The sequence below is a fragment of the Patiriisocius marinistellae genome (assembly GCF_009014635.1).
Lineage (GTDB): Bacteria > Bacteroidota > Bacteroidia > Flavobacteriales > Flavobacteriaceae > Patiriisocius > Patiriisocius marinistellae.
This window is the reverse complement of record NZ_BKCF01000001.1, coordinates 759,199-783,547: the sequence shown is the minus strand read 5'-3', so window position 1 is coordinate 783,547 and position 24,349 is coordinate 759,199. Positions and strand designations below refer to the sequence as shown.

Sequence of the window (24,349 nt, the reverse complement as noted above, 5' to 3'; positions counted from 1 at the left end):
ATATCTCATATCATGAAAAAAACATTAATTATTGCTCTACTTTTTTCAATAGTTGTAAACGCACAAACAATTGTTAAATCCAGCATTGATAGTGGAGGTGGTTCTGTTTCCGCAGGGAATATTCAAATGCTTTATACTATAGGCGAAGTATTTGTTCAAGAACGTAGCGCTGGGGATATACAAGTTAGTGAGGGGTTTATTAATCCTATTTCACTCAAATTGACAATCAACCCGAAAGTATTTTTGCAAGGTCCATTTATTTCTCCAGACACAGCTGGATTGATGAATGACAATTTACGTCAAAACAATCAAATACCTACTACTAGTCCTTATGCAGATGCTTTGGTCTGTGATGTGAATGTTTTTTCTATTACTGGCGATGATGCTATTGTTGATTGGGTACTTGTAGAATTACGTGATGCAACGGACAGAACTATTGTTGTGGAGTCTACCTCTGCACTTTTACAGAGAGATGGAGATATTGTGGCAGTAGATGGAATATCTGCATTAGGGCTTTCATCCCCAAAAACAGATTACTACATATTTGTGGGGCACAGAAATCATTTGTCAATTTTGAGTGCTACAACTGTTGCATTGTCCTCAATAACCCCTGTAGACCTTAGTGAAGATCCTATTGCAGTTTTTGGGGGGGCATCTTCATTAACAGCACTCAACGGAGTTTTTGCAATGGTATCTGGAGATGTAACCCCTAACGGCGAAGTACAAACCATTGACCTTAATAATTTAAGCTCTGCACTAGGTGGTTCAGGTTACAGCACTTTTGATGCAGATATGAACGGAGAGATACAAACTATAGATATCAATTTACATATTCGCCCCAATTTAGGTCGCGGAATTCAATACTAATTTTCCTTTTAAAATAGAACAGTGATGAAAAAAATTACATGTACAATAGGACTTATATTTTTAACGGTTATGACATCGTTTTCACAAAATGAAAATCTTTCACTTACATTTAGTAATGCAATGTTAACTAATGATGGCAACTCAGACTTTTATGAGGTTGATATCATTGCAACGCGCATTTCGACTGCTGATTTTAAATTGGGTGATGGACAATTTTATATCAATTACAACCCAGACGCATTTGGGACTGAAATAAATAATACAACAGTAGACTTTGAATATACTTCGAGTTCCATTTTAGGGGAAATGAATGTTTTTAACATCTACACAGATCCAATAATCGCAAATCGTTCAAACGGAATCATTTCAATTGCTTTTGAACAAAGTTTATCCTCCGGTAGTATGGCCGAAAATAATATTATTGCAGCGGGTAAAGTTTTAGGTCATTTAAAAATTGAAATGATTAACACCAATCAAGACCCTCAAATAACTTTTAACATTACAGGAACCGATTTTACTAATGCTTTTTTTACTGCTTGCGGTGATACAGATCCCGGTCCAGCTTTTAAAAATTGTGGTATCGTAGGCGTTGATTATTTTCAAATTATTGGTTATGATGGGACTGATAATAGTGGTGCAGCACTACCAATAGAAGCATGCTCTGGAGGCAGCACAATATTTACCACAGCACAAACTTGGGATCCAGTTGTTCCAGATGCAACTATGACCGCAATCATTGAGGGTAATTATGATACAGAAAATTTTGGAAATATTGAAGCCTGCGAACTGACAATCGCTGAAGGCGGTGAATTACTTATTAATCCACTAACTTACGTAAGAGTCCAAAATAACATTATAAATGATGGTTCATTTTCAGTACTCCCTACAGGAAGTCTAGTACAAGTCAATGATGAAGCAATAGTCACAAATAACACTAATATAAATGTTACGATAGAAACACCTACTTTAAAACCTAGAGATTTTATGGTCATGGGGAGTCCTATGACAAACGCAACGCCACAAATTGCACCTAGCCCAGACCCAATGGATCCTGCTCCACATAATATTTTTAGAATACTAAATCATACAACAACTAATTTTACCCCTAATGAAGATGTACAAGATGAGTTTCCAGGAGGAACAAATTTTGTTGACGAAGAAGGTGATGATTTTACACAGCATCCAGATGTATTTAGTCCTGCAGAAGCATATTATGTAAACCCACAAGAGTCTTTGCAAGATGGCAATAAAACATATAATATACTATACAATCAAGATAATACAGAGGGAACTTTAAATAACGGAATTATCACTTACATGCTTGACTATAATACGGTAGGTACACCTGCCGAAAATAAAAATGCAAGTCCTAGTTTAATTTCAAATCCATATCCGTCTGCAATATCAGCAGCTGCTTTTATAGCTGCAAATGATGCGGTTGACCAAGTATACTTTTGGGAACATAATACAACACCAGCAACAGAATTTCCAGGTTGGTTAGGAGCTAATTTTTCAATGGGAGACATTTCTATGTTCAATGGTATAGGTTTTATGCCCGCAGCTACAGGCGACCCAAATACTGCCTACATGGGTGATTTTTATATCTCTACTGGGCAAGGATTTGGTGTAAAAAGTAATGGAGCTATTACTGGAACGGCAAATCAAGCCACTTTTAACAATAGTATGCGGAGTGTTGATAATAATACAACGTTAAGAAACTCTGCAGAAGATAAAAACAGGCTTTGGTTACATTTAAAAAGCACAGACTATTTAGTAGCAAGCACAACACTTATAGGTTTTACAAATCAAGCAACCCCTGGATTTGACGCATCTTTTGATAGCAAACGAGTGGGTACACCAGTAAGCCTTTATTCTCATCTTTTAAATGATAGCGAGGAGTTATCAATTCAAGGAAGAGAAACATTTAATGATGCAATAGAAATTAGTTTAGGGTTTTCTTCTCAAGTGCAACAAGATGATGCTGCTTATACAATTTCGTTATCTAATATTGATGGAGAGCTTATTAGTAGTGCGCCCATTTACCTTAGAGATAATGAAACTAATATAGTTACACAGTTAAATAATGAAAGCTATGCATTTAATAGTCCTGCTGGAACATTTAATAATCGATTCACACTCTTTTTTAGAGATGCCGAAATATTAAACAACCAAGATATTGCATTACAAAATATTAGTCTTTACCCTAACCCAGCAAATAATATGTTGCACATTATTGCACCAAGTACAACGATAACAACTATTAATATTACAGATATTCAAGGGAGAACTATTAATGTTATTAATAATCTCAAAACCAATGAAAAAACGATAGACATAAGCACTTTAAAAAGCGCTGTTTATTTTATAACAATAACAACCGTTAATGGTCAAATAACACGCAGAATAATCAAAAATTAAAAGTCTTCTTTTCTGAAATATTAAATAAATTATGATTTATAGAAATTTCCGAAGAACTTGAAAATTTAAAACTAAATTTTACCAAACCCATGCTCAATTTTATAAGCATGGGTTTTTGTTATTAACTCAACGCCTCTTTGTTCTCTGCTCTTTTAACTTTTATCTATTTTTACGAAAATTGACAAGTAATGCAAGAACAAAAAAAACGCCTATTCCTAGTTGATGCCTATGCCCTTATTTTTAGAGGGTATTATGCATTTATAAAAAACCCTCGTATCAATTCTAAGGGTCAAAATACCTCAGCCATTATGGGGTTTATGAACTCATTGATTGACGTTGTAAAACGTGAACGCCCAGATCATCTTGCTGTATGTTTTGACAAAGGAGGTAGTGTGGACCGCGTGGAAATGTTTGAAGAATACAAAGCCAACAGAGATGAAACTCCAGACGATATACGATCTGCAATTCCTCATATTTGTGAAATTCTCGAAGCAATGAAAATCCCTATCATTGTCAAAGATGGGTTTGAAGCAGATGACGTAATAGGCACACTTTCTAAACAAGCAGAAAAAGCTGGCTACACTACTTTTATGGTAACACCAGATAAAGATTTTGCACAACTTGTTAGCGAAAATATATTCATGTATCGCCCTGTTTTTGGTGGTGGTTACGAAACTTGGGGAATCCCAGAAGTTCAGAAAAAATTTGAAGTTGAAAACCCACTACAAGTCATTGATTATCTTGGGATGATGGGAGATGCAAGTGATAACATTCCAGGACTTCCTGGCGTAGGTGATAAAACTGCAAAAAAATTCATCAAGCAATTTGGTTCTATGGAAGGTCTTTTAGAAAATACAGACCAGCTTAAAGGCAAGATGAAAGAAAAAGTAGAAGCTAATGGTGAGCTTGGGCTTCTTTCAAAAAAGCTTGCAACAATTATGCTTGATGTTCCTGTAGAATTCCACGAAGAAGATTTTGAAATGTGCCCTCCAGACACAGAAAAAGTGATGGAAATTTTTGAAGAGCTTGAATTTAGAAGACTTAAAGACAACTTTCTCAAAGCATTTTCAATTGAAGGAATGGCAAGCGTAGGTACAAGTCATCAAGAACCTGAAAAAAAATCTAAAGCTTCTTCAATAAAACCAGCCCCATCTGCAGGTGAAGGTCAATTTTCACTTTTTGGAGGAAACGGAGAAACAACAACCACAACCGAAAATTATAGCAGCCGAAAAACGATAAAAGACACTGAGCATTTTTACCAAACCATCCAGCCTGGCATGGGAACAAAATTATTCATTGGTAATTTAATGAAACAATCAAGCGTTTGTTTTGATACAGAAACTACTGGCTTAAACCCATTGACTGCAGCGCTTGTGGGAATTGCATTTTCTTGGGAAACTGGAAAAGGATTTTACTTACCTTTTCCAGAGAATAAAGATGAAGCACAACAAATTATTGAGCAATTACGTCCATTTTTTGAGGCTTCGGAAATTGAAAAGGTGGGACAAAATTTAAAATATGACATTAAGGTTTTAGCGAAATACAATATTCAAGTAAAAGGAAAATTATTTGATACCATGCTTGCTCATTACCTCATTAACCCAGATATGAGGCACAATATGGATGTCTTAGCCGAAACGTATTTAAATTACACACCTGTTTCCATTACCGAACTTATTGGTAAAAAAGGAAAGAATCAAAAATCCATGCGCGATGTTCCACTCGAGGAGCAAACAGAATACGCAGTGGAAGACGCAGATATTACATTACAACTAAAGGAACACTTTGCGGCGGAACTTAAAGATAGCGACTTACAAACCTTATTTGATGATATTGAAATTCCATTACTACGCGTACTTGCAGCGATGGAGTTAGAAGGTATTAATCTAGATGAACAATTTTTAAATAGCCTTTCTGGTGATTTAGAAACAGATATTGCCACTTTAGAAAAGCGCATTTATGAAGAAGCCGGTGAGGAATTTAATATAGCGTCTCCAAAACAATTGGGAGAGATTCTTTTCGGGAAATTGAAACTCGTAGACAAACCTAAAAAGACTAAAACAGGACAATACTCCACTGCAGAAGATGTACTTAGCTACTTAGCAAAAGACCACCAAATTATAAATGATGTATTAGAATATCGTGGACTCGCAAAATTAAAGTCAACATATGTGGATGCATTGCCTACACAAGTAGAGCCAAGTACTAACCGCGTACATACAGACTACATGCAAACGGTTGCAGCTACAGGACGTTTGAGCAGCAATAACCCTAACTTACAAAACATTCCTATTAGAACAGAACGTGGTCGTCAAGTACGAAAAGCATTTGTTCCAAAAGATGAAAATTATATCTTGCTTGCCGCAGATTATAGCCAAATAGAACTTAGAATCATTGCAGCTTTAAGTGAAGAAACTACAATGATTGAAGCTTTTACGAATGGAGAAGATATTCACGCTTCAACTGCAGGAAAAGTTTTTAATGTCCCAATAGAAGAAGTTACACGCGAACAACGTAGTAACGCAAAAACAGTAAACTTTGGGATAATTTATGGAGTATCAGCATTCGGGCTCAGCAATCAAACCGATTTGTCCCGTGGCGAAGCAAAAGAGTTGATAGACGCCTATTATGAAACCTATCCTAAGTTAAAAGCTTACATGGGTGAACTCGTTGACTTTGCTCGAGAAAATGGATACGTGCAAACTGTTTTAGGAAGAAGAAGATATTTAACTGGTATTAACGGTAGTAACGCAGTAGTGCGAGGTGCCGCAGAGCGAAATGCTGTAAATGCACCAATACAAGGAAGCGCAGCAGATATTATTAAAATAGCAATGATTAATATCTATAACAAATTAGAAATTGGAAACTTTAAATCAAAAATGCTATTACAAGTTCATGATGAACTTGTCTTCGACATTTACAAACCAGAATTAGATGAAATGAAAATTTTAATTAAGTCTGAAATGGAAAACGCATTTAAATTGAGCGTGCCACTTGACGTAGAAGTTGGATTGGGACAAGATTGGTTAGAGGCGCATTGATTTTGGTAATTGGATTTCAGTTGCAAACAGCAATTAAAACTTAAAAGAATAAATTTGGCATTAAGAGCTAAGCTTTTGAGGCCAATTTTTTTTTTTGGAATGTTTTATTGTCTAGATTAGTTAATTCTTTAAAATTTCCGAAGATATATGCTACGCTATTAATAAATACTTAAGCTAATGGTACAATATGGGCTTGAGGTATCCTAATTTATAGCGCTGGATATCTTATATTTACTACATCAACACTATTTTATGAAAAAAATATACACTACAGCATTAATACTCACATTAGTACTTTTTACTAATTTTTCTCTTTTTGCACAGTGCGAAGATGTTACTTTGGCAAGTTTAACAAACCCAGGCCCTTTTGAAATTGCAACACTAACAGAAGCAGACGGAATTAGAAATGGACCAGATTATCAAGGAGCAACAATTTATTATCCCACAAATGCAACTCCACCCTATGCGAGTATTGCGATTGTTCCTGGATTTGTATCCCAACCTTCAAGTGTGGAAGAATGGGGACCATTTTATGCAAGTCATGGAATTGTTACAATAATAATAGGAACAAACTCACTTTTTGACCTTCCAGAAGCAAGAGGTATTGCGCTGTTGGATGCTCTTGAAACAATGAGACAGGAAAATAACCGTAGCGCTTCTCCACTTGAAGGTGCTCTTGATACTAATAAATTTGCCGTAAGTGGATGGTCTATGGGCGGCGGCGGTGCACAGCGCGCTGCTGTGTTAGATAATTCTATCAAAGGTGTTGTAGCATTGTGTCCTTATTTGTTAAATCCGCAATTACAACATGACAGCCCAGTTTTAATTCTTAGTGGTGAAAATGACCCTACTGCTCCGCCAGCACAGCATGCAAACATACATTATAATGCGACTCCTAATTCAACAGACAAATTACTTTTTGAAGTTGCCAACGGTAATCACTCTGTAGCAAACACACCCAACGGAGGAAATGGAGCTGTTGGAAAAATTGCGCTATCTTGGCTCAAATTATATGTAGAACAAAACGATTGTTACTGCCCTATTTTAACAGAAAATCTTTTAGATAATCCTCCCGCAGCATCTAGTGTACTATCTAGTTTTGAATGTGAATTATTATCTGTTTCTGACAATGAAAGCAACATAGGTATCTTCCCCAACCCAACGCAGGATATTGTAAATGTCTCAGTGAAAAACGCTGTTTCATACCAAGTCTATTCAACAATGGGACAACTTATAAAAGAAGGAGAACTCTCTACAAGTATTAAACAAATAGACCTATCAAATTTACCTGCAACTATTTACTACGTGAAGATTGCGAACCAAACATTTAAAGTAATTAAAAAATAAAATTGTCAAAGGATAATTTCATTTGTAAATTAGAATTTGAAGCAATTCTAGTATTCTTAAAAAAAGTATCTTTAAGGTTCATATACAATTTAGATGCAAAAATTAATATCAAAAAAGAAGCCTACATACCCTATTACCGAAGAACTTTCTAGCTACTTGACTAAATATGCTCGTACTATTAAAATTCCTATTTATTATGATGACCTTTTGCGTTATCAAGGCTCAGTAACCGTTTATGACAAGCATGGCGATGATTCTTTATGGATACAGGTATATTATTCAGAATACGAACGAATAGATATTGAGCATAGTCTTAAATTAGTGTATTCAATTTTACACAGTGATGGGTCAGACTCTCTACTACCCTATCTTTCTGTTGATAGTATTGACTATTGCACCTTTGGAAATTCCAAACCATTTAGAATTAAAGTTAGAAATGTACTAAATGACAACTATGTTTTTTTCTACATTAAAAAAGCCGATGCTTCCCGAATTTACGGTCTAGAACTAGAACACCTTCTTTCTCCAAATCATATCAACTTTTTGGTCCATGGAAATTCGCTTATTGAAGAACATATTTCAGGAATTCCCGGAGATGATTTTATTGAACACCATTTAGCCTCTTGTTCTGAACAAGACAAAAGAGAAATTGCAAAAGAGTTTGTAAAATTTAATGAAAGATGCTTCGCAAGGTTATTGGGAGATATGCGCTCCTATAATTATGTAATGGTACTTACTAATGATTTTGACAGAATACAATATAGAATACGTGCTATTGATTTTGACCAACAAAGCTATGAAGGAAATCAAAAAGTTTATAAACCACAGTTTTTAAAGGAAAATAACGAGTTTGTAAAATTAGTTTCGAGTGTATTAGAAAACCCCTCGATAGAACAATACAAAAGAGAAGAGCGATCATTACTTGCTAAAAGAGCCACTAGTGAAAGCAGTAGACTTAATAGACTTCTTTCCTGTATGAAAGCAGATTCTATATCACAACCAGAAAAAATTGAGCAGCTAAAAAAATCACTTTTAGAAATGACTGGCGATATTAATTTTAAAAAATCTCATGGTATGGGAGAAATCCTTGAAAGCGCCATTGATTTTATAATTCGGAATTATAAAAATGAAAATCCATTTTTATGATTCCATAAAAAAACGTCGACAAAATTACTATGCATGCATAGTAATTAAGTATCTTTAACGCCATAACCTTTTAAAACTTAGTTTAAACCTTCTGCCGTCATGAAAATTAAAAAAGTCCTTGTAGCAAATCGTAGTGAAATTGCAATTCGTGTGCTACGTGCTTGCACTGAAATCAATCTAAAAACTGTTGCTATTTATACCTACGAAGATAGGTATTCACAACATAGATTAAAGGCAGATGAATCTTATCAAGTAGGTGCAGACAATGATCCATTAAAGCCATACTTAGATATTGATGCTATTATAAAAATAGCTAAAGATAAAAATGTGGACGCGATACATCCTGGTTATGGTTTTCTCTCAGAAAATTCAAATTTTGCACGCGCATGTAAAGAAAACGGCATCATATTTATTGGACCTGAACCAGAAGTGATGGATGCTTTGGGAGATAAAATAATGGCAAAAAAAATTGCTAAAAAATGCAATGTCCCAACTATAAATAGTAACACAGAAGATTTAACTTCATTAAAAATAGCCCTCTCAGAAGCTAAAACAATAGGATACCCAGTGATGCTGAAAGCAGCATCAGGTGGTGGCGGCCGCGGTATGCGGGTAATCCAAAAACCTGAGGAGCTTGAGAAAAATTTTGAGTCTGCTAAAAATGAAGCTTTAAATTCATTTGGAGATGACACCATGTTTTTGGAAAAATACGTGGAGAACCCTAAGCATATTGAAGTACAAATAGTCGCAGATAACCACAGAAATATTAGACACCTTTTTGAGCGTGACTGTTCTGTACAAAGGCGTCATCAAAAAGTTGTCGAAGTAGCACCATCATTTAACGTATCTCAATCAGTAAAAGATAAGTTATATGAATATGCTCTTGCTATTGCTGGAGAGGTTAATTATAATAACGTAGGTACTGTTGAGTTTTTAGTTGATGATGATAATAGTATTTACTTCATTGAGGTAAATCCACGTATACAAGTAGAACATACAGTTACCGAAATGGTCACAGGAATTGACCTTATAAAATCACAAATATTTATAGCAGGTGGCTACAAACTTGATGACCAACAGATTAAAATTTACGGTCAAGATTCACTTGCAACATACGGCTTTGCGTTGCAATGTAGACTAACTACTGAAGATCCAACAAACGACTTTACACCAGATTATGGTACTATTACAACCTATCGTAGTGCATCTGGAATGGGAATAAGGCTTGATGCTGGGAGCATCTACCAATCCTATAACGTAAGTCCGTTTTTTGACTCAATGCTTGTAAAAGTTTCGGCACACGGGAGAACGTTGGACGGCGCTGTTCGTAAAATGAGCAGGGCATTAAAGGAATTTAGAATTAGAGGTGTAAAAACAAACGTACATTTTCTTCAAAATGTAATTTTGCATGATGATTTTAGAAACGGAAAAGCTTCTGTAAATTTTATAAAGCAAAATCCTTCACTATTCAAAATTAAAATTCCACAGGATAGAACTACTAAGATTACAAACTATCTAGGTGAAGTTATTGTAAATGGAAATCCTGACGTAAAATTTGTTGATAACAGTAAAATTTTTAGAAACCCTATTGTACCTTCCTTTGATGCAAATGCTTCATTTCCGAAGGGAACAAAAGATTTATTGACCGAGCTAGGCCCCGAAGGTTTTTCAAAATGGTTAAAAAACGAAAAGAAAATTCACTACACAGATACCACAATTAGAGATGCGCACCAATCATTGCTAGCAACACGCATGCGAACAAAAGACATGGTTGCTGTAGCAGAAAGCTATGCAAAAAACCATCCCGAAATTTTTAGTATTGAAATGTGGGGCGGCGCTACATTTGATGTTTGTATGCGCTTTTTAAATGAAAGTCCGTGGACGCGATTAAGACAGTTAAGAGAACTAATGCCTAACGTATTATTTCAAATGCTGTTGAGAGGTTCAAATGGTGTAGGCTACAAAGCATATCCAGATAATTTAATTGAAAAATTTGTAGAAAAATCTTGGGAAAATGGTGTTGATATCTTTAGGATTTTTGACTCTTTAAATTGGGTGAATGCAATGGCTCCAAGTATAGAATATGTACGCAATAAAACAGGGGGACTTGCAGAAGCTGCTATAAGTTACACTGGAGACATACTTGACAAAAACAACACAAAATATACATTAACATATTACACACAATTAGCAAAAGATCTTGAAAATGCTGGAGCACATATTATAGCAATAAAGGATATGGCGGGATTATTAACTCCCTACGCTGCAACTGAGCTTATAGGCGCACTTAAGGACACGGTTGATTTACCGTTACATTTACACACGCACGATACTTCTTCAATTCAATCCGCAACCTATTTAAAAGCAATTGAAGCAGGAGTTGATGTTGTAGATGTTGCATTAGCTGGTTTAAGTGGGTTGACTTCACAACCTAATTTTAATAGTATTGTTGAAATGACCAAGCACCACGAGCGTGCAAACCCTATAAATATAACTTCATTAAATAGTTATTCTAATTACTGGGAAGACATACGCGAGTATTATTACCCTTTTGAGTCTGACTTAAAGGCAGGAACAGCTGAGGTATATACGCATGAGATTCCTGGTGGTCAATATTCAAACTTACGCCCTCAGGCAACTGCACTAGGCCTTGGCGACCGTTTTAGTGAAGTAAAAAAAATGTATGCTGAGGTAAATATGCTCTTCGGAAATTTAGTGAAAGTGACACCTAGTTCTAAGGTTGTAGGAGATATGGCAATTTATATGGTTACAAATAATTTGACAACTGCCGATATTTTTGAGCGTGGTACGAACCTTTCGTTTCCAGAATCTGTAGTAAGTTTCTTTAAAGGAGATTTAGGACAGCCCAAGGATGGTTTCCCAAAAGAGTTGCAAGCTATTATTCTAAAAAATGAAGTTGCCTATACAGATAGACCCAATGCACATTTAGAACCCATCGATTTTGAAGTAGAATTTAAAGCCTTTAAAAAGAAATTTCAAAAAGATTTTAGTAGAGAGATTGAGTTTGAAGATTTTTTAAGCTACAGTCTATATCCCCGTGTTTTTGAACAAGCACATGAAAAATACAAGCTCTTCGGCAATGTGTCAATCTTGCCTACAAAAAACTTTTTCTATGGAATGAAACAACGTGAGGAAATCATGATTGAGTTAGAACCTGGAAAAACCATTATTGTAAAGCTACTATCGGTCACTCCTCCCAATGATGAAGGCAAACGCATGGTTTTCTTCAAAGTAAATGGTGAAAATCGCTTTGTAGAGATTGAAGACAAATCAATGGACATAAAAGTACAGCAAAACATAAAAGCAGATGGAGATAACGACAATGAGTACGGGGCTCCTTTACAAGGAATGCTATATAAAATTCTAATAAAACCAGGACAAAAAATTAAAGAAAATGACCATCTCTTTATTATTGAAGCAATGAAAATGGAGACTACGGTGACTGCATTAAAAAATGGAACTGTAGCTTCTGTTGACTTAAAAGAAGGCGAAATGGTGATGACTGGAGATCTTGTATTAAAAATAGAATAAAAGATTACAATAATATGATAAGTAACACAATTGGGTGTTGTCGTATTTCTTCGGAAATGTAACAACACCCATATTTTTTTGCCACAAAACTAGAGAGTAAATCTTGCATTTTATATTCATATTTAAACATTAGCCTATAGATTAATATTTCCGAAGTACATTTGATTAAAAAATAAGCACACTACTGTTTGTTATTCAAACAAATAAGATTACTTTTGCCAACCCTTAGAATAAGGACAGAAAATAATTATTAATATTAGACAAAGAACTATAATGGATACATTAAGTTACAAAACAGTATCTGCTAACAAAGCCACAGTTGTAAAAGAGTGGTTAGTAGTGGATGCGGACGGGCAAACATTAGGTCGTCTTGCGAGTGAAGTTGCAAAATTACTTCGCGGTAAACACAAGCCTAGCTTTACACCTCACGTGGATTGCGGAGACAATGTGATTATCATAAACGCAAGCAACGTCCAATTAACAGGAAACAAATGGAGAGACAAGTCTTACATTCGTCACACGGGTTACCCAGGTGGACAACGTAGCTTGACTGCCACTGAGTTGAAAGACAAGAATCCAGCACGCGTTGTTGAGAAAGCGGTTAAAGGAATGCTACCTAAGAACAAATTAGGTGCAGTACTTTTTAGAAACTTGAAAGTGTATGCAGATGCAAACCACGGTCAAGAAGCACAAAAACCAAGAGAAGTTAAAATTAACACCGCAACTAAGTAATGGATACTATACACAAAATCGGAAGAAGAAAAACCGCTGTTGCGAGAGTTTACCTTACAGAAGGTAAAGGAATGATCGTTATCAACAAGCGTCCACTTGATCACTATTTTACAACATCTACGTTGCGCTACAAAGTAAAGCAACCATTAATGTTGACTGAAAACGAAACTACTTTTGACATTAATGTTAATGTTTTTGGAGGTGGTATCACTGGTCAAGCTGAAGCTATTAGACTTGCATTATCTAGAGCGATGTGTACGTTGAACGATGAAAACAGAGGAATATTAAAGCCAGAAGGACTTTTAACAAGAGATCCAAGAATGGTAGAAAGAAAGAAATTTGGACAAAAGAAAGCAAGAAAAAAGTTCCAATTCTCGAAACGTTAATATTTTTTTATGTCAATGCAAAAGCATTGTCATTCCGCACTTGTTGTGGAAACGCTTTAAACTAGCGTAAGCTATTTAAAGTTACAAAAAGTTCATACATATTTTTTAATAAGCTGTTAGTCCCGCTCTGCCGGGCGGGACAATTAGTTTAGTATCTAAATCATACGCATTGCGCAGATTGACATCTAAACACACAGAACGTAAACTAAAACAAAATGGCAACAGACAACAACATGGAAGTTAAAGAACTTCTAAAAGCAGGTGTACACTTTGGTCACCTAACAAGAAAATGGAATCCAAACATGGCTCCTTACATCTACATGGAGCGTAACGGGATTCATATTATTAACTTATACAAAACTGCAGCAAAGATTGACGAGGCTAGTGAAGCTTTGAAAAAAATTGCAGCATCTGGTAGAAAAGTACTTTTTGTAGCTACAAAAAAACAGGCAAAAGACATCGTTGCAGATAAAGCAAAAGCTGCAAATATGCCATACATTACTGAGAGATGGCCTGGTGGGATGTTAACAAACTTTGTTACTATTCGTAAAGCTGTTAAAAAAATGGCTACAATTGATAGAATGAAGCAAGATGGTACTTTCTTAACACTATCAAAAAAAGAACGTTTACAAGTAGATCGTTTACGTGCTAAATTAGAAAAGAACTTAGGTTCTATTAGCGAAATGAGCCGTCTTCCAGCAGCATTATTTGTTGTTGACACTACACGTGAGCACATCGCAGTAGCTGAAGCAATTAAATTAAATATTCCAATTTTTGCAATGGTTGATACTAACAGTGACCCTAGAGTTATTGATTATGTAATTCCATCAAATGATGATGCATCTAAGTCTATCGAGAAAATAATGAGTGCTGTCTCTGGTGCTATTATTGAAGGATTAGCAGAACGCAAAGCAGGAAAAGAAGGTGGAGATGACACTAAAGCTAAAACTAAAAAAGCAGACAAACCTGCTAAAAAAGCAGCTCCTGCAAAAGATGCTACTAAAGTAAGCGAAGCTCCTACAACTAGCGTAAGCGACGAAAAAGCAATGGCTGATGCAAAAAAACCTGTGAAATTAGAGTCTAAAAAAGAGACTTTAGAAGCAGCTAAAGAAGAAGAATAAATTTTTGAGTTGCTTTAATGCAACACTTATAATATATTTTGAAATCTTAACTATTTCATAAAATATAAAAGTCGCTAAGTTCATTTCTAACATTGAAATTTGCGAAGCGACTTTTTTTAAATTAAATCAAATTATTAACGAGATTCTCTTATTCAAGGGAATATAATCTACGATTATAATGGCAAAAATAACTGCTGCACAAGTAAACGAATTAAGAAAAGCTACTGGAGCTGGAATGATGGACTGTAAAAACGCCCTTGTTGAAGCTGAAGGTAACATGGAAGATGCAATTACTGTTCTTAGAAAAAAAGGACAAAAAATTGCTGAAAAAAGAGCAGACCGTGACTCAAGTGAAGGTGCTGTTGTTTCAAAAATAAACGATGCTAATACAAGAGGCGTTGTATTGTCTTTAAACTGTGAGACTGATTTTGTTGCAAACAACGACTCTTATACTGCAATGGCTAATGATATGGCTGCAATTGCAATCAATCACGATACAAAAGAATCTTTCCTAGCTGCAAAATTTGATGCAGATATGACTGTTGCCGAAAAATTAATTGAGCAAACAGGAGTAATTGGTGAAAAATTAGAAATTGGAGGGTTTGAAGTTCTTGAAGCTCCTTTTGTTGGGACTTATATTCACGGGAAGAAAATTGGCGCTTTAACAGGTCTTTCTACACCAGTTGATAATGCTGCTCAATTAGCAAAAGAAGTATCAATGCAAGTTGCCTCTATGGGAGCGACTACACTATCTTACAAAGATTTTGATCCAGCATTTGTTGCTAGCGAAACTGAAGCTCGTATTGCTGCAATTGAAAAAGATAATATTGAACTTGGACGTCTTGGAAAAACATTAAAAAATGTACCTAGCTTTATATCTAGAGCTCAATTAAACGATGATGTTTTAGCAAAAGCTGAAGAGGCTGCTAAAGCTGAGTTAAAAGCTGAAGGAAAACCAGAGCAAATCTGGGACCGTATCCTTCCAGGTAAAATGGAGCGTTTTGTAGCTGACAATACAACCCTTGACCATGAGATGGCTTTATTAGATCAAAACTTTATTATGGATGATAAGAAAAGCGTAGCAGATCACGTAACTTCTTATGGTGATGTAAAAGTTGTAGGATTTAAAAGAGTTACTTTGGCTTAAACCAAAATTTTATATTTACATAAATCCGTCTATGGCTTTTGCCAAAGACGGATTTTATTTTTTAGATTCTTTAATTCTTAATAATCCGCTTTAAAATTTTAAATCCAGTTTCTGTTGTGATTTGAGCAAGATACAATCCATCATTTAACGCACTTAAATCTAATTTAAAATTAATATCTCTAGGCTTTTTGCATAAAATATTTTTACCATGCACATCATAAATGGTTATTTCCTGTACAATAACATTACTTTCTACTGTAATAAATTGAGCAGATGGATTAGGAACTATCGAGAAAGTAGGTGTTTCAATATCATCATTACCTAAATTAGTGTTAACTCCAAAAATTGTTTCATAGATATCACCAGAAAACATTACCGTAATAGTATAAACTCCATCGTCAAAACTCGAGTCAATTGGGTATTGCCACTCTGCATAAGCACCTGTTAAGTTAGGCCAAGGTGAAACAAAATCATAATCATAGACAATAACCCCGTCAGGGTTATTTACTGTAATATGAGTATTCATATTTGTTTGAATATCTCTATAAAAAATTCTAAAATAAACAGTTTCTCCTTGAATAAAATTAAGTTCTTCATAGGTGTTTTCAACAACACCACAGTCATCATCAAAATTTTGAGTATTATGGGTTGATAAATGATTAATTTTAGGAACAAAATACGCTGGCTGATTAAGCCACCAACTATCATTATTTAACATATTACAAGGCCCCGTATACGGATCTATTAAATTATTATTTGCATCATAAACTTCAAAATGTAAATGAGGAACAGTACTACTACCAGAACTCCCTGCAGCACCTAAATATTCGCCTTGAGCAACCGTGTCTCCAATGTTTTTATTAGTGATAGCACCATTTTTAAAATGCCAATACCAAGCTTGTGACCCATCTATATGCTCTACAACAATTCCATTCCATAATGGATTGCCACTGTTATCACAATTTAAGTCAAAATTTCCATCTCTCTTATCCACTATTATTCCCTCACTAGCAGCAACAATTTCCATTACCTCTTCTTGCATATACTTCCAGGGATAAGGCCACAAAACAAAATCTGTACCCTCATGATTTCCACTATTCCAATCGTACGTGCGTTCATCACAATTATAATCTTCTAAATTATTATTAAAAGCAAGATTTTGATCTACTTGATTATTGACAATGTAATATCCATAATTATCAAATGAGGATTTGGATTGTAATGGAAGTATAAATAATGGGTGGCTTCCCTTTCTATCAAAAGCATTGGGGTTTTCTCGTAAAATAAATTGCTTATTTATTTCAATATCATTTCGTACAATTTGCCTCTGAACAGTAGTAATACATTTTGATTTTTCAAATGAAACAGATTTAAAAGTAGTTGGCAGCATCATGTTCTTTTGTGGCTTATTTTGTGAAAAACTTAATGCGCTAAACAACACAATGGACATAAATAATAGTGTTTTCATGATTTATAATTTTAATGGTTATACATATCAACACATCGAAAAAATAAATAAATGTCATCACAACATGGCTAAGGTTAATACAACCTATTATTTTAATAATACTCGAATCTTAACTAAAAACAACCGCCACCATCTATCAACTAACAACTTTTTAACTATTTTTGTAGCCAACAAATCCACACACATGCACTACAAAAGAATCCTTTTAAAACTTTCGGGCGAGGCCTTAATGGGCGAACGTCAATACGGTATAGATCCTATTAGACTTGCAGAATATGCTCAGGAAATCAAAGAACTTGTAGATAAAAAAGTAGAAGTTGCCATTGTTATAGGTGGCGGTAATATTTTTAGAGGAGTTGCAGGTGCTAGTCGTGGAATGGATCGTGTTCAAGGTGACCATATGGGCATGCTAGCAACTGTTATTAATGGCTTAGCACTACAAAGTGCCTTAGAAGATGAAGATATTCAAGTACGTTTACAAAGCGCCATTAAAATTAACGAAGTTGCAGAGCCATTTATACGCCGTAAAGCAATGCGACATATGGAAAAAGGTCGCGTTGTAATTTTTGGAGGGGGTACAGGAAACCCTTATTTCACAACTGATAGCGCAGCTGTTTTAAGGGCAATTGAAATTAAAGCAGATGTTATTTTAAAGGGAACACGTGTTGACGGTATATACTCAAGCGACCCAGAAAAAAATAGTGATGCCACTAAATTTGATGACATAAGTTTTGAAGATGTATTACGAAAAGGTCTTAAAGTGATGGACACTACAGCATTTACTCTTAGTCAAGAAAACGAATTACCAATTATAGTTTTTGACATGAACACTAAAGGTAATTTGATGAAAGTAGTGATGGGTGAAAAAATTGGAACTAAAGTAAATCTTTAAGCAATAGCCGAAATTTTAAAACAACGGTAGATTTTTTATTTCAGTCACATTTCCGAAGAGAATAGTACAAAATACACTATAGTTATTTCTATATAAGTATCAAGATAAAATAAATTACTATTTTTGGGATGGTCTGAATTTTGAATAAGACTCATTACAACAAAAATTAAATTAGTATTTCTAAAGTGAAACACATAGGAAATTCTAAACAATTAAAGCTATCCGCATATACGGAATATTAAAATGGAAGACGAAATAGATTTTATAATTGACAGCACAAAAGAGGCAATGGCAAATGCGCTAACGCATCTTAAAAAGAAATTTGTTAATATACGCGCTGGGAAAGCAACTCCTTCAATGGTAGGTGGAGTAATGGTAGACTATTATGGCAGCCCTACACCTTTGAGTCAAGTTGCTAATGTCAATACACCAGACGGTATGACAATAACTATTGCGCCTTGGGAAAAAGGGTTAATACCAGAAATTGAAAAAGGAATTCACCTAGCAAACTTAGGTTTTAATCCTATGAATAATGGAGAAAGCGTTATCATTAATGTACCACCTCTAACAGAAGAGCGCCGTCGTGATCTTGCAAAACAGGCAAAGCATGAAGCAGAAGAATCAAAAATAGGAGTTCGTAACGACCGTAAAAATGCGATGAACGAAATTAAAGACCTTGACATTAGTGAAGACCTTCAAAAAAACCTTGAAGACGATGTTCAAGAAATGACCAACGCACACATTAAAACTATAGATGAATTACTTACAGTGAAAGAAAAAGAAATAATGACAGTGTAATTCTTTACATTAAGTTAAACTATACACAATAAAGCGGCTCTAATGCCGCTTTATGTATACTTTTACATTACTCATCCTTACCTTTTTGCAATTTTATGCGTTACTATCTATTACTCTTATTATTGACAGTGCCTTTACTGTCATACGCGCAAGAGCCTGCAATACAAACCAAACAAGATACATCTGCTACTAGAGCAGAGAAAAAAGAAAGTCCATTTGTAAATGGTTTTTACCCTGTAAGTTTCTTTGACGTTGATTTAAAGTATATTATAAAATACAACAATTATGAGGGACTTCGTCTAGGTATAGGAGGCACAACTAATGATAAATTAAGTGATCGCTATAAGATAGGAGGATATTTTGCTTATGGATTTAAAGATAGAGATATAAAATTTAGTTTAGGAAATAGCCTTCGGATCAATAAAGAAAAAAAAACGTGGATAAACCTATATTATATTGATGATATTGCCGAGATAGGTTCATTTAAATACCTCACAGATGACAGAGTATATTCAGTTTTTGAACCTCGTCTTGTAAATGTCACTCAATTTTACAAGCATCGTACTTGGCAAACAAACATACAAACTGAATTCTCTCCAAAATTTTTAGCAGAAGCCAGAATATCCCGAAGTCGGATTGAACAAATTGAAGACTACCAATATGTCCTTGACGAAACACCCATCTCAGATTACGAAACTGCAGAAGCAACCGTTTCGGTTAGAATAAGTCCAAAAACTAATTTTTTCACTGCCGAAGATGGTCGCATAGAATACTTTGATGGTTTCCCAAAAATAAGTGCTCAAATTACACAAGGATTTAGCGGCATTACTGGAAGTGATTTTAATTACACAAAATTTGGTCTCAAACTAGATTACTATATAAAAAGAACAGATCTTTCTTCAACAAATTTTTTATTAGAGGGATTACTGGCAACAGGCGATGTTCCATTAACACATTTATTTCACGCTTATCCTAATAACCCTACGAAAGACGAAATTTTACAACGGTTTTCTGTGGCAGGGCGCCGTAGTTTTGAAACTATGTATTTTGGTGAATTTTTCTCAGATAAACTTACTTCACTTCAAGTAAGACATAGCTTAAGACGTTTTTATATTGCTGAGTGGCTAAAACCTGAGTTAGTTATAGTAACTCGCCATGCTGTAGGTAATTTAGACAATCAAGAAAAACATATAGGTATACCATTCAATACACTTGATCAGGTGTTTAATGAGTCTGGTTTTGAATTAAATAAAATCGCTTTTGGTTTCGGACTTAGTTTTGCATACCGTTATGGTTTTTACAATCTACCAGATTTTGAAGATAATGTTTCTGCAAAATTCACTTTTTATCTCAAGCTTTAATAAATACTATCTAGCCTGCTTTCCCACAAATCAAATCCTTACTTTTGTAACTTAAAGTAAGAACCCCATTCATTGAATAAACTTTTCAGCATAGGATTTTGGAGTGCCACGGCTCGCTTCATTTTAAGAAACCGAACCTTTATAATCATAGGGATTGCTCTGCTTACCGTATTTTTTGCAATGCAGTGGAAGCATATGCGCTTTACATACACAGAAGCAAACTTACTCCCTGACGACCACGAAATAAATCAAGAATATAACGAGTTTTTATCAAAGTTTGGCGAAGAAGGAAATCTCATTGTCTTTGGTGTTAAAGACAGTACATTATTTACCCCTAAAAATTTTCAAGCTTGGAATGCGCTTTCGACTAACCTTAAAAAAGATCCAAGTGTTGAACTAACGCTCTCCATTGGTGATTTACAGAAACTAGAAAAAAACGAAGAAAAGGAAGGTTTTGTAATGACCCCGCTGGTAAAGGACAGTGTTTTTACTTCGGAAATATTAAATCAATTACAATATGAGCTATTTGAAAAACTCCCTTTTTATAAAGGATTAGTTTATAGTCCAGACAAGACTGGCGTGCGTACAGCTGTTTATCTTAAAAAAGATATTGTCAACACCCCAGCAAGAAAAGAATTCATTGAAGAAGTCTTAATTCCTCAAATTAAACAGTTTGAAAGTGAGACAGGAATTAAAGTGCATACCTCTGGAATGCCCTACATCCGGACGTTAAACTCACAGAATATTATTGATGAAATAGGGTTGTTTATTGGTGCTGCATTATTGGTTACCTCAGTAATTTTCTTTTTCTTTTTTAGATCATTTAGAGCCACATTTATTTCCATGTTTACAGTAATAATTGGTGTAATGTGGTCTTTTGGAATTTTGGGATTGCTCAAATATGAAATAACCGTTTTAACAGCTTTAATTCCACCATTGATTATTGTCATAGGAATTCCCAATTGTATATTTCTCATAAATAAATACCAGCAAGAAATTAAGCAACACGGTAATCAAGCAAAATCTTTACAGCGTGTTATAGCAAAAGTAGGAAACGCTACATTGATGACTAATGTAACAACAGCTTCTGGTTTTGCTACATTTATTTTAACTAATAGTCAATTATTAAAAGAGTTTGGTGTTGTTGCATCAATATGCATTATTGCAATCTTTTTGCTCTGCTTATTTATCATTCCTATTATATATAGCTACATGCGAGTACCTAAGTACAAGCACTTAAAACACCTTAATAAAGGATGGATAAACAGCTTTGTGGATTGGATGGAAAATATGGTGCGCAAAAACCGAATTGCTATTTATATTGTTTCTATTTCGCTATTATGTTTAAGCATTATTGGAATTTTTAACATTAAAATTTCAGGGAGCATTATTGAGGACATGCCCAAGAATACCGATTTTTTTAAGGACATACGCTTCTTTGAAAAAGAATACGAAGGCATTATGCCACTCGAGATTTTAGTTGACACTAAGCGTAAAAAAGGAGTTATGAAACTCGCCACGCTAAAAAGAATGGACGAGTTACAGGAATATATTGAAGAAATTCCTGAGTTTTCAAAACCCCTTTCTATTGTTGATTTAGTAAAGTTTTCAAAACAAGCTTATTATAATGGCAACCCTGAGTATTACCAACTACCTAATAGTCAAGAACGCACATTTATTTTAAGCTATGCAAAAAGTAGTGCGAGCAATACTAATTTACTTACAAGCTATGTAGATAGTACGGGGCAATATGCACGGATTACTGCATTTATGAAGGATACAAAAACTGAACGATTTGATAGAATTGAAGAAGATTTAAAAGCTGAAGCTGCTAAAATTTTCCCCGAGGATAGATACAATGTGACCTTTACAGGAAAAGCATTGGTTTTTCAAAAAGGAACAAAATATCTAGTAAACAATTTAATATTATCACTATCGCTCGCAATTTTACTTATTGCTTTATTTATGGCATGGATGTTTAGAAGCTTTAGAATGATACTTGTTTCTTTATTACCCAATTTATTGCCATTGTTGGTAACAGCAGGACTTATGGGCTTCATTGGCGTACCTATTAAGCCTTCAACTATTTTGGTATTTAGTATTGCTTTTGGGATTTCTGTGGATGATACAATTCACTTTCTTGCAAAGTACAGGCAGGAGTTAATCGCCAATGATTGGAAAATTAAAAAATCTGTTTACGCAGCATTGCGAGAAACTGGTGTTAGCATGTTTTACACCTCAATAGTTTTATTCTTTGGGTTTTCAGTATTTACCATTTCTAGTTTTGGAGGAACTGTAGCCCTCGGGGCGCTTGTTTCGGTAACGCTTGTTTTTGCTATGTTAGCTAATTTATTATTACTTCCTTCTTTGTTACTTTCGTTAGAAAAAAGTATCGCAAATAAAGAAACTTTCAAAAAACCATCACTACGTATTCTTCCTGATAATATGGATGATGAGGATAATATTTCTGAAGAAAACCCCACTAAATCTAATAAAAATTAGAAGCTTACCCTTTTTAAAATTTCTTAATTAAAAAGTATCTTTACAGCTTATAAAAATTGACCATGAAACATATTGATATTGTCCACGTTTTAAAACAAGAACCGTCTTTGCACGAAATTACCGTTCGCGGATGGGTACGCTCTTTTAGGAGTAATCGCTTTATTGCATTAAATGATGGCTCAACGATCAACAACATTCAATGTGTTGTTGATTTTGAGAATTTTGAAGAGGAAACTTTGAAAAATATCACTACTGGTGCTGCTATTGAAGTTAGTGGAGTACTTGTTGAAAGTCAAGGACAAGGTCAAAATGTGGAGATTCAAGTTTCGAAGGTTGAAGTTCTTGGAATTGCAGATCCTGAAGAAGTAAAATTAACAATACTTTCTCCTAAAAGGCATAGTCTTGAAAAGTTGCGTGAACAAGCACATTTGAGAGTACGTACAAATACTTTTGGCGCTGTGATGCGTTTGCGTTCTAAATTGTCATTTGCGGTACATGAGTACTTTCAGAAAAACGGATTTTACTATATGCACACGCCTATTATCACAGGAAGTGATGCCGAAGGTGCTGGCGAGATGTTTAAGGTAAGCGCACTAGATACAAAAAATCCACCTCTTGATGACCACGGAAATGTTAACTATAAAGAAGATTTTTTTGAAAAAGAAACTAATTTAACTGTAAGTGGACAATTAGAGGCTGAAACATATGCGATGGGATTAGGAAAGGTGTACACCTTTGGCCCTACGTTTAGAGCTGAAAATAGTAATACGTCAAGGCACTTGGCTGAATTCTGGATGATTGAACCTGAGGTTGCTTTTAACAACTTGGCAGATAATATGGATCTTGCCGAGGATTTTATCAAGTATGTTATTAAATACGCTATTGAAAACTGCCAAGATGATCTGGAGTTTTTAGAAAATAGGTTAATTCAAGAAGACAAGTCAAAGCCTGTTGCTGAGCGTCAAGAAATGACTTTACGTGAGAAACTACATTTTGTAGTTGATAATAATTTTAAACGTGTAAGCTATACAGAGGCGATTGATATATTAAAGAATAGCAAACCCAACAAGAAGAAAAAATTTAATTACATTATTGAAGAATGGGGTGCAGATTTACAAAGTGAGCATGAGCGTTTTCTAGTTGAAAAGCACTTTAAATGTCCAGTAATTTTATTTGATTACCCTGCAACGATCAAAGCATTTTATATGCGATTGAATGAAGATGAAAAAACAGTACGCGCGATGGATGTTTTATTCCCTGGCATTGGTGAAATTGTAGGTGGGTCGCAACGTGAGGAACGTTATGATGTTTTGAAAAAGAAAATGAAAGATATGGATATCAGTGAAGAGGAATTATACTGGTATTTAGATTTAAGAAAATTTGGAACATGTACACATAGTGGTTTTGGACTTGGCTTTGAGCGTCTAGTATTATTTGTAACAGGAATGGGGAATATAAGAGATGTAATTCCCTACCCTAGGAGTCCTGGTAACGCAGAGTTTTAAGAATATCACAACCTTTTATTAAATCCAGCTACAATTCAATTTTGTAGCTGGATTTTTTTTAACTTT

General features: G+C 34.7%; 16 protein-coding genes. 15 read left to right on the top strand and 1 reads right to left on the bottom strand.

The features are described from left to right. Nucleotides 1–12: 12 nt before the first annotated feature. The 10 genes from GB234_RS03460 (at nt 13) to tsf (ending at nt 15,757) form a co-directional block, all read left to right on the top strand. Complete coding sequence (locus GB234_RS03460) at nt 13–867, top strand: hemagglutinin protein (RefSeq protein WP_151893119.1); 855 nt, start codon at nt 13–15, stop codon at nt 865–867. Between the two features lie 24 nt (nt 868–891). After that, the gene (locus GB234_RS03455; protein ID WP_151893118.1) at nt 892–3,285 is read left to right on the top strand and encodes a RemA C-terminal-like gliding motility protein; all 2,394 of its coding nucleotides are present in this window, start codon (nt 892–894) and stop codon (nt 3,283–3,285) included. A 188-nt stretch (nt 3,286–3,473) separates the two neighbouring features. Then, nucleotides 3,474–6,326, top strand: coding sequence for a DNA polymerase I (gene polA, locus GB234_RS03450; RefSeq protein ID WP_151893117.1), 2,853 nt, complete (start codon nt 3,474–3,476; stop codon nt 6,324–6,326). Between the two features lie 252 nt (nt 6,327–6,578). Then, complete coding sequence (locus GB234_RS03445) at nt 6,579–7,673, top strand: T9SS type A sorting domain-containing protein (RefSeq protein ID WP_151893116.1); 1,095 nt, start codon at nt 6,579–6,581, stop codon at nt 7,671–7,673. Nucleotides 7,674–7,766: 93 nt separating this feature from the next. Continuing rightward, complete coding sequence (locus tag GB234_RS03440; protein ID WP_151893115.1) at nt 7,767–8,819, top strand: hypothetical protein; 1,053 nt, start codon at nt 7,767–7,769, stop codon at nt 8,817–8,819. A gap of 99 nt (nt 8,820–8,918) precedes the next feature. Further along, a complete protein-coding gene (locus tag GB234_RS03435; RefSeq protein WP_151893114.1) occupies nt 8,919–12,371 on the top strand; it encodes a pyruvate carboxylase in 3,453 nt (1,150 codons plus the stop codon). 273 nt (nt 12,372–12,644) lie between these two features. Continuing rightward, nucleotides 12,645–13,103 carry a 50S ribosomal protein L13 gene (rplM, locus tag GB234_RS03430; RefSeq protein WP_151893113.1) on the top strand — a complete coding sequence of 153 codons (459 nt, stop codon included), beginning with the start codon at nt 12,645–12,647 and terminating at the stop codon, nt 13,101–13,103. Continuing rightward, nucleotides 13,103–13,489, top strand: coding sequence for a 30S ribosomal protein S9 (gene rpsI, locus GB234_RS03425; protein ID WP_151893112.1), 387 nt, complete (start codon nt 13,103–13,105; stop codon nt 13,487–13,489). Before rplM ends, rpsI begins: the two co-directional genes overlap by 1 nt. Nucleotides 13,490–13,704: 215 nt before the next feature. Further along, a complete protein-coding gene (gene rpsB, locus GB234_RS03420; protein ID WP_208997314.1) occupies nt 13,705–14,610 on the top strand; it encodes a 30S ribosomal protein S2 in 906 nt (301 codons plus the stop codon). Nucleotides 14,611–14,788: 178 nt separating this feature from the next. Next, complete coding sequence (tsf, locus tag GB234_RS03415; RefSeq protein ID WP_151893111.1) at nt 14,789–15,757, top strand: translation elongation factor Ts; 969 nt, start codon at nt 14,789–14,791, stop codon at nt 15,755–15,757. Between the two features lie 70 nt (nt 15,758–15,827). Here tsf and GB234_RS03410 read toward each other — a convergent pair whose 3' ends face one another. Continuing rightward, nucleotides 15,828–17,225: a peptidoglycan DD-metalloendopeptidase family protein gene (locus tag GB234_RS03410; RefSeq protein WP_151893110.1), complete on the bottom strand. Its 1,398-nt coding sequence runs from the start codon at nt 17,223–17,225 to the stop codon at nt 15,828–15,830. 184 nt (nt 17,226–17,409) lie between these two features. On the opposite strand from GB234_RS03410, the gene pyrH reads away from it, so the two are divergent. The 5 genes from pyrH to asnS all read left to right on the top strand — a co-directional run bounded on the left by pyrH (nt 17,410) and on the right by asnS (nt 24,283). Beyond that, nucleotides 17,410–18,117: a UMP kinase gene (pyrH, locus tag GB234_RS03405; RefSeq protein WP_151893109.1), complete on the top strand. Its 708-nt coding sequence runs from the start codon at nt 17,410–17,412 to the stop codon at nt 18,115–18,117. Nucleotides 18,118–18,360: 243 nt separating this feature from the next. Continuing rightward, nucleotides 18,361–18,915: a ribosome recycling factor gene (gene frr / locus GB234_RS03400; RefSeq protein ID WP_151893108.1), complete on the top strand. Its 555-nt coding sequence runs from the start codon at nt 18,361–18,363 to the stop codon at nt 18,913–18,915. A gap of 95 nt (nt 18,916–19,010) precedes the next feature. Next, nucleotides 19,011–20,276, top strand: a complete 1,266-nt coding sequence (locus tag GB234_RS03395; protein WP_151893107.1) for a DUF5686 family C-terminal domain-containing protein — start codon at nt 19,011–19,013, stop codon at nt 20,274–20,276. Between the two features lie 72 nt (nt 20,277–20,348). Then, nucleotides 20,349–22,778, top strand: coding sequence for an efflux RND transporter permease subunit (locus GB234_RS03390; protein WP_151893106.1), 2,430 nt, complete (start codon nt 20,349–20,351; stop codon nt 22,776–22,778). A 62-nt stretch (nt 22,779–22,840) separates the two neighbouring features. After that, on the top strand, nt 22,841–24,283 hold the full coding sequence (gene asnS, locus GB234_RS03385; RefSeq protein WP_151893105.1) for an asparagine--tRNA ligase: 1,443 nt from the start codon (nt 22,841–22,843) through the stop codon (nt 24,281–24,283). Nucleotides 24,284–24,349: the final 66 nt, after the last annotated feature.

Excerpts from the sequence above, each read along its gene's own strand:
- GB234_RS03460 (WP_151893119.1), top strand. The coding sequence starts at position 13 with ATGAAAAAAACATTAATTATTGCTCTACTTTTTTCAATAGTTGTAAAC.
- GB234_RS03455 (WP_151893118.1), top strand. The coding sequence starts at position 892 with ATGAAAAAAATTACATGTACAATAGGACTTATATTTTTAACGGTTATG.
- polA (WP_151893117.1), top strand. The coding sequence starts at position 3,474 with ATGCAAGAACAAAAAAAACGCCTATTCCTAGTTGATGCCTATGCCCTT.
- GB234_RS03445 (WP_151893116.1), top strand. The coding sequence starts at position 6,579 with ATGAAAAAAATATACACTACAGCATTAATACTCACATTAGTACTTTTT.
- GB234_RS03440 (WP_151893115.1), top strand. The coding sequence starts at position 7,767 with ATGCAAAAATTAATATCAAAAAAGAAGCCTACATACCCTATTACCGAA.
- GB234_RS03435 (WP_151893114.1), top strand. The coding sequence starts at position 8,919 with ATGAAAATTAAAAAAGTCCTTGTAGCAAATCGTAGTGAAATTGCAATT.
- rplM (WP_151893113.1), top strand. The coding sequence starts at position 12,645 with ATGGATACATTAAGTTACAAAACAGTATCTGCTAACAAAGCCACAGTT.
- rpsI (WP_151893112.1), top strand. The coding sequence starts at position 13,103 with ATGGATACTATACACAAAATCGGAAGAAGAAAAACCGCTGTTGCGAGA.
- rpsB (WP_208997314.1), top strand. The coding sequence starts at position 13,705 with ATGGCAACAGACAACAACATGGAAGTTAAAGAACTTCTAAAAGCAGGT.
- tsf (WP_151893111.1), top strand. The coding sequence starts at position 14,789 with ATGGCAAAAATAACTGCTGCACAAGTAAACGAATTAAGAAAAGCTACT.
- GB234_RS03410 (WP_151893110.1), bottom strand. The coding sequence starts at position 17,225 with ATGAAAACACTATTATTTATGTCCATTGTGTTGTTTAGCGCATTAAGT.
- pyrH (WP_151893109.1), top strand. The coding sequence starts at position 17,410 with ATGCACTACAAAAGAATCCTTTTAAAACTTTCGGGCGAGGCCTTAATG.
- frr (WP_151893108.1), top strand. The coding sequence starts at position 18,361 with ATGGAAGACGAAATAGATTTTATAATTGACAGCACAAAAGAGGCAATG.
- GB234_RS03395 (WP_151893107.1), top strand. The coding sequence starts at position 19,011 with ATGCGTTACTATCTATTACTCTTATTATTGACAGTGCCTTTACTGTCA.
- asnS (WP_151893105.1), top strand. The coding sequence starts at position 22,841 with ATGAAACATATTGATATTGTCCACGTTTTAAAACAAGAACCGTCTTTG.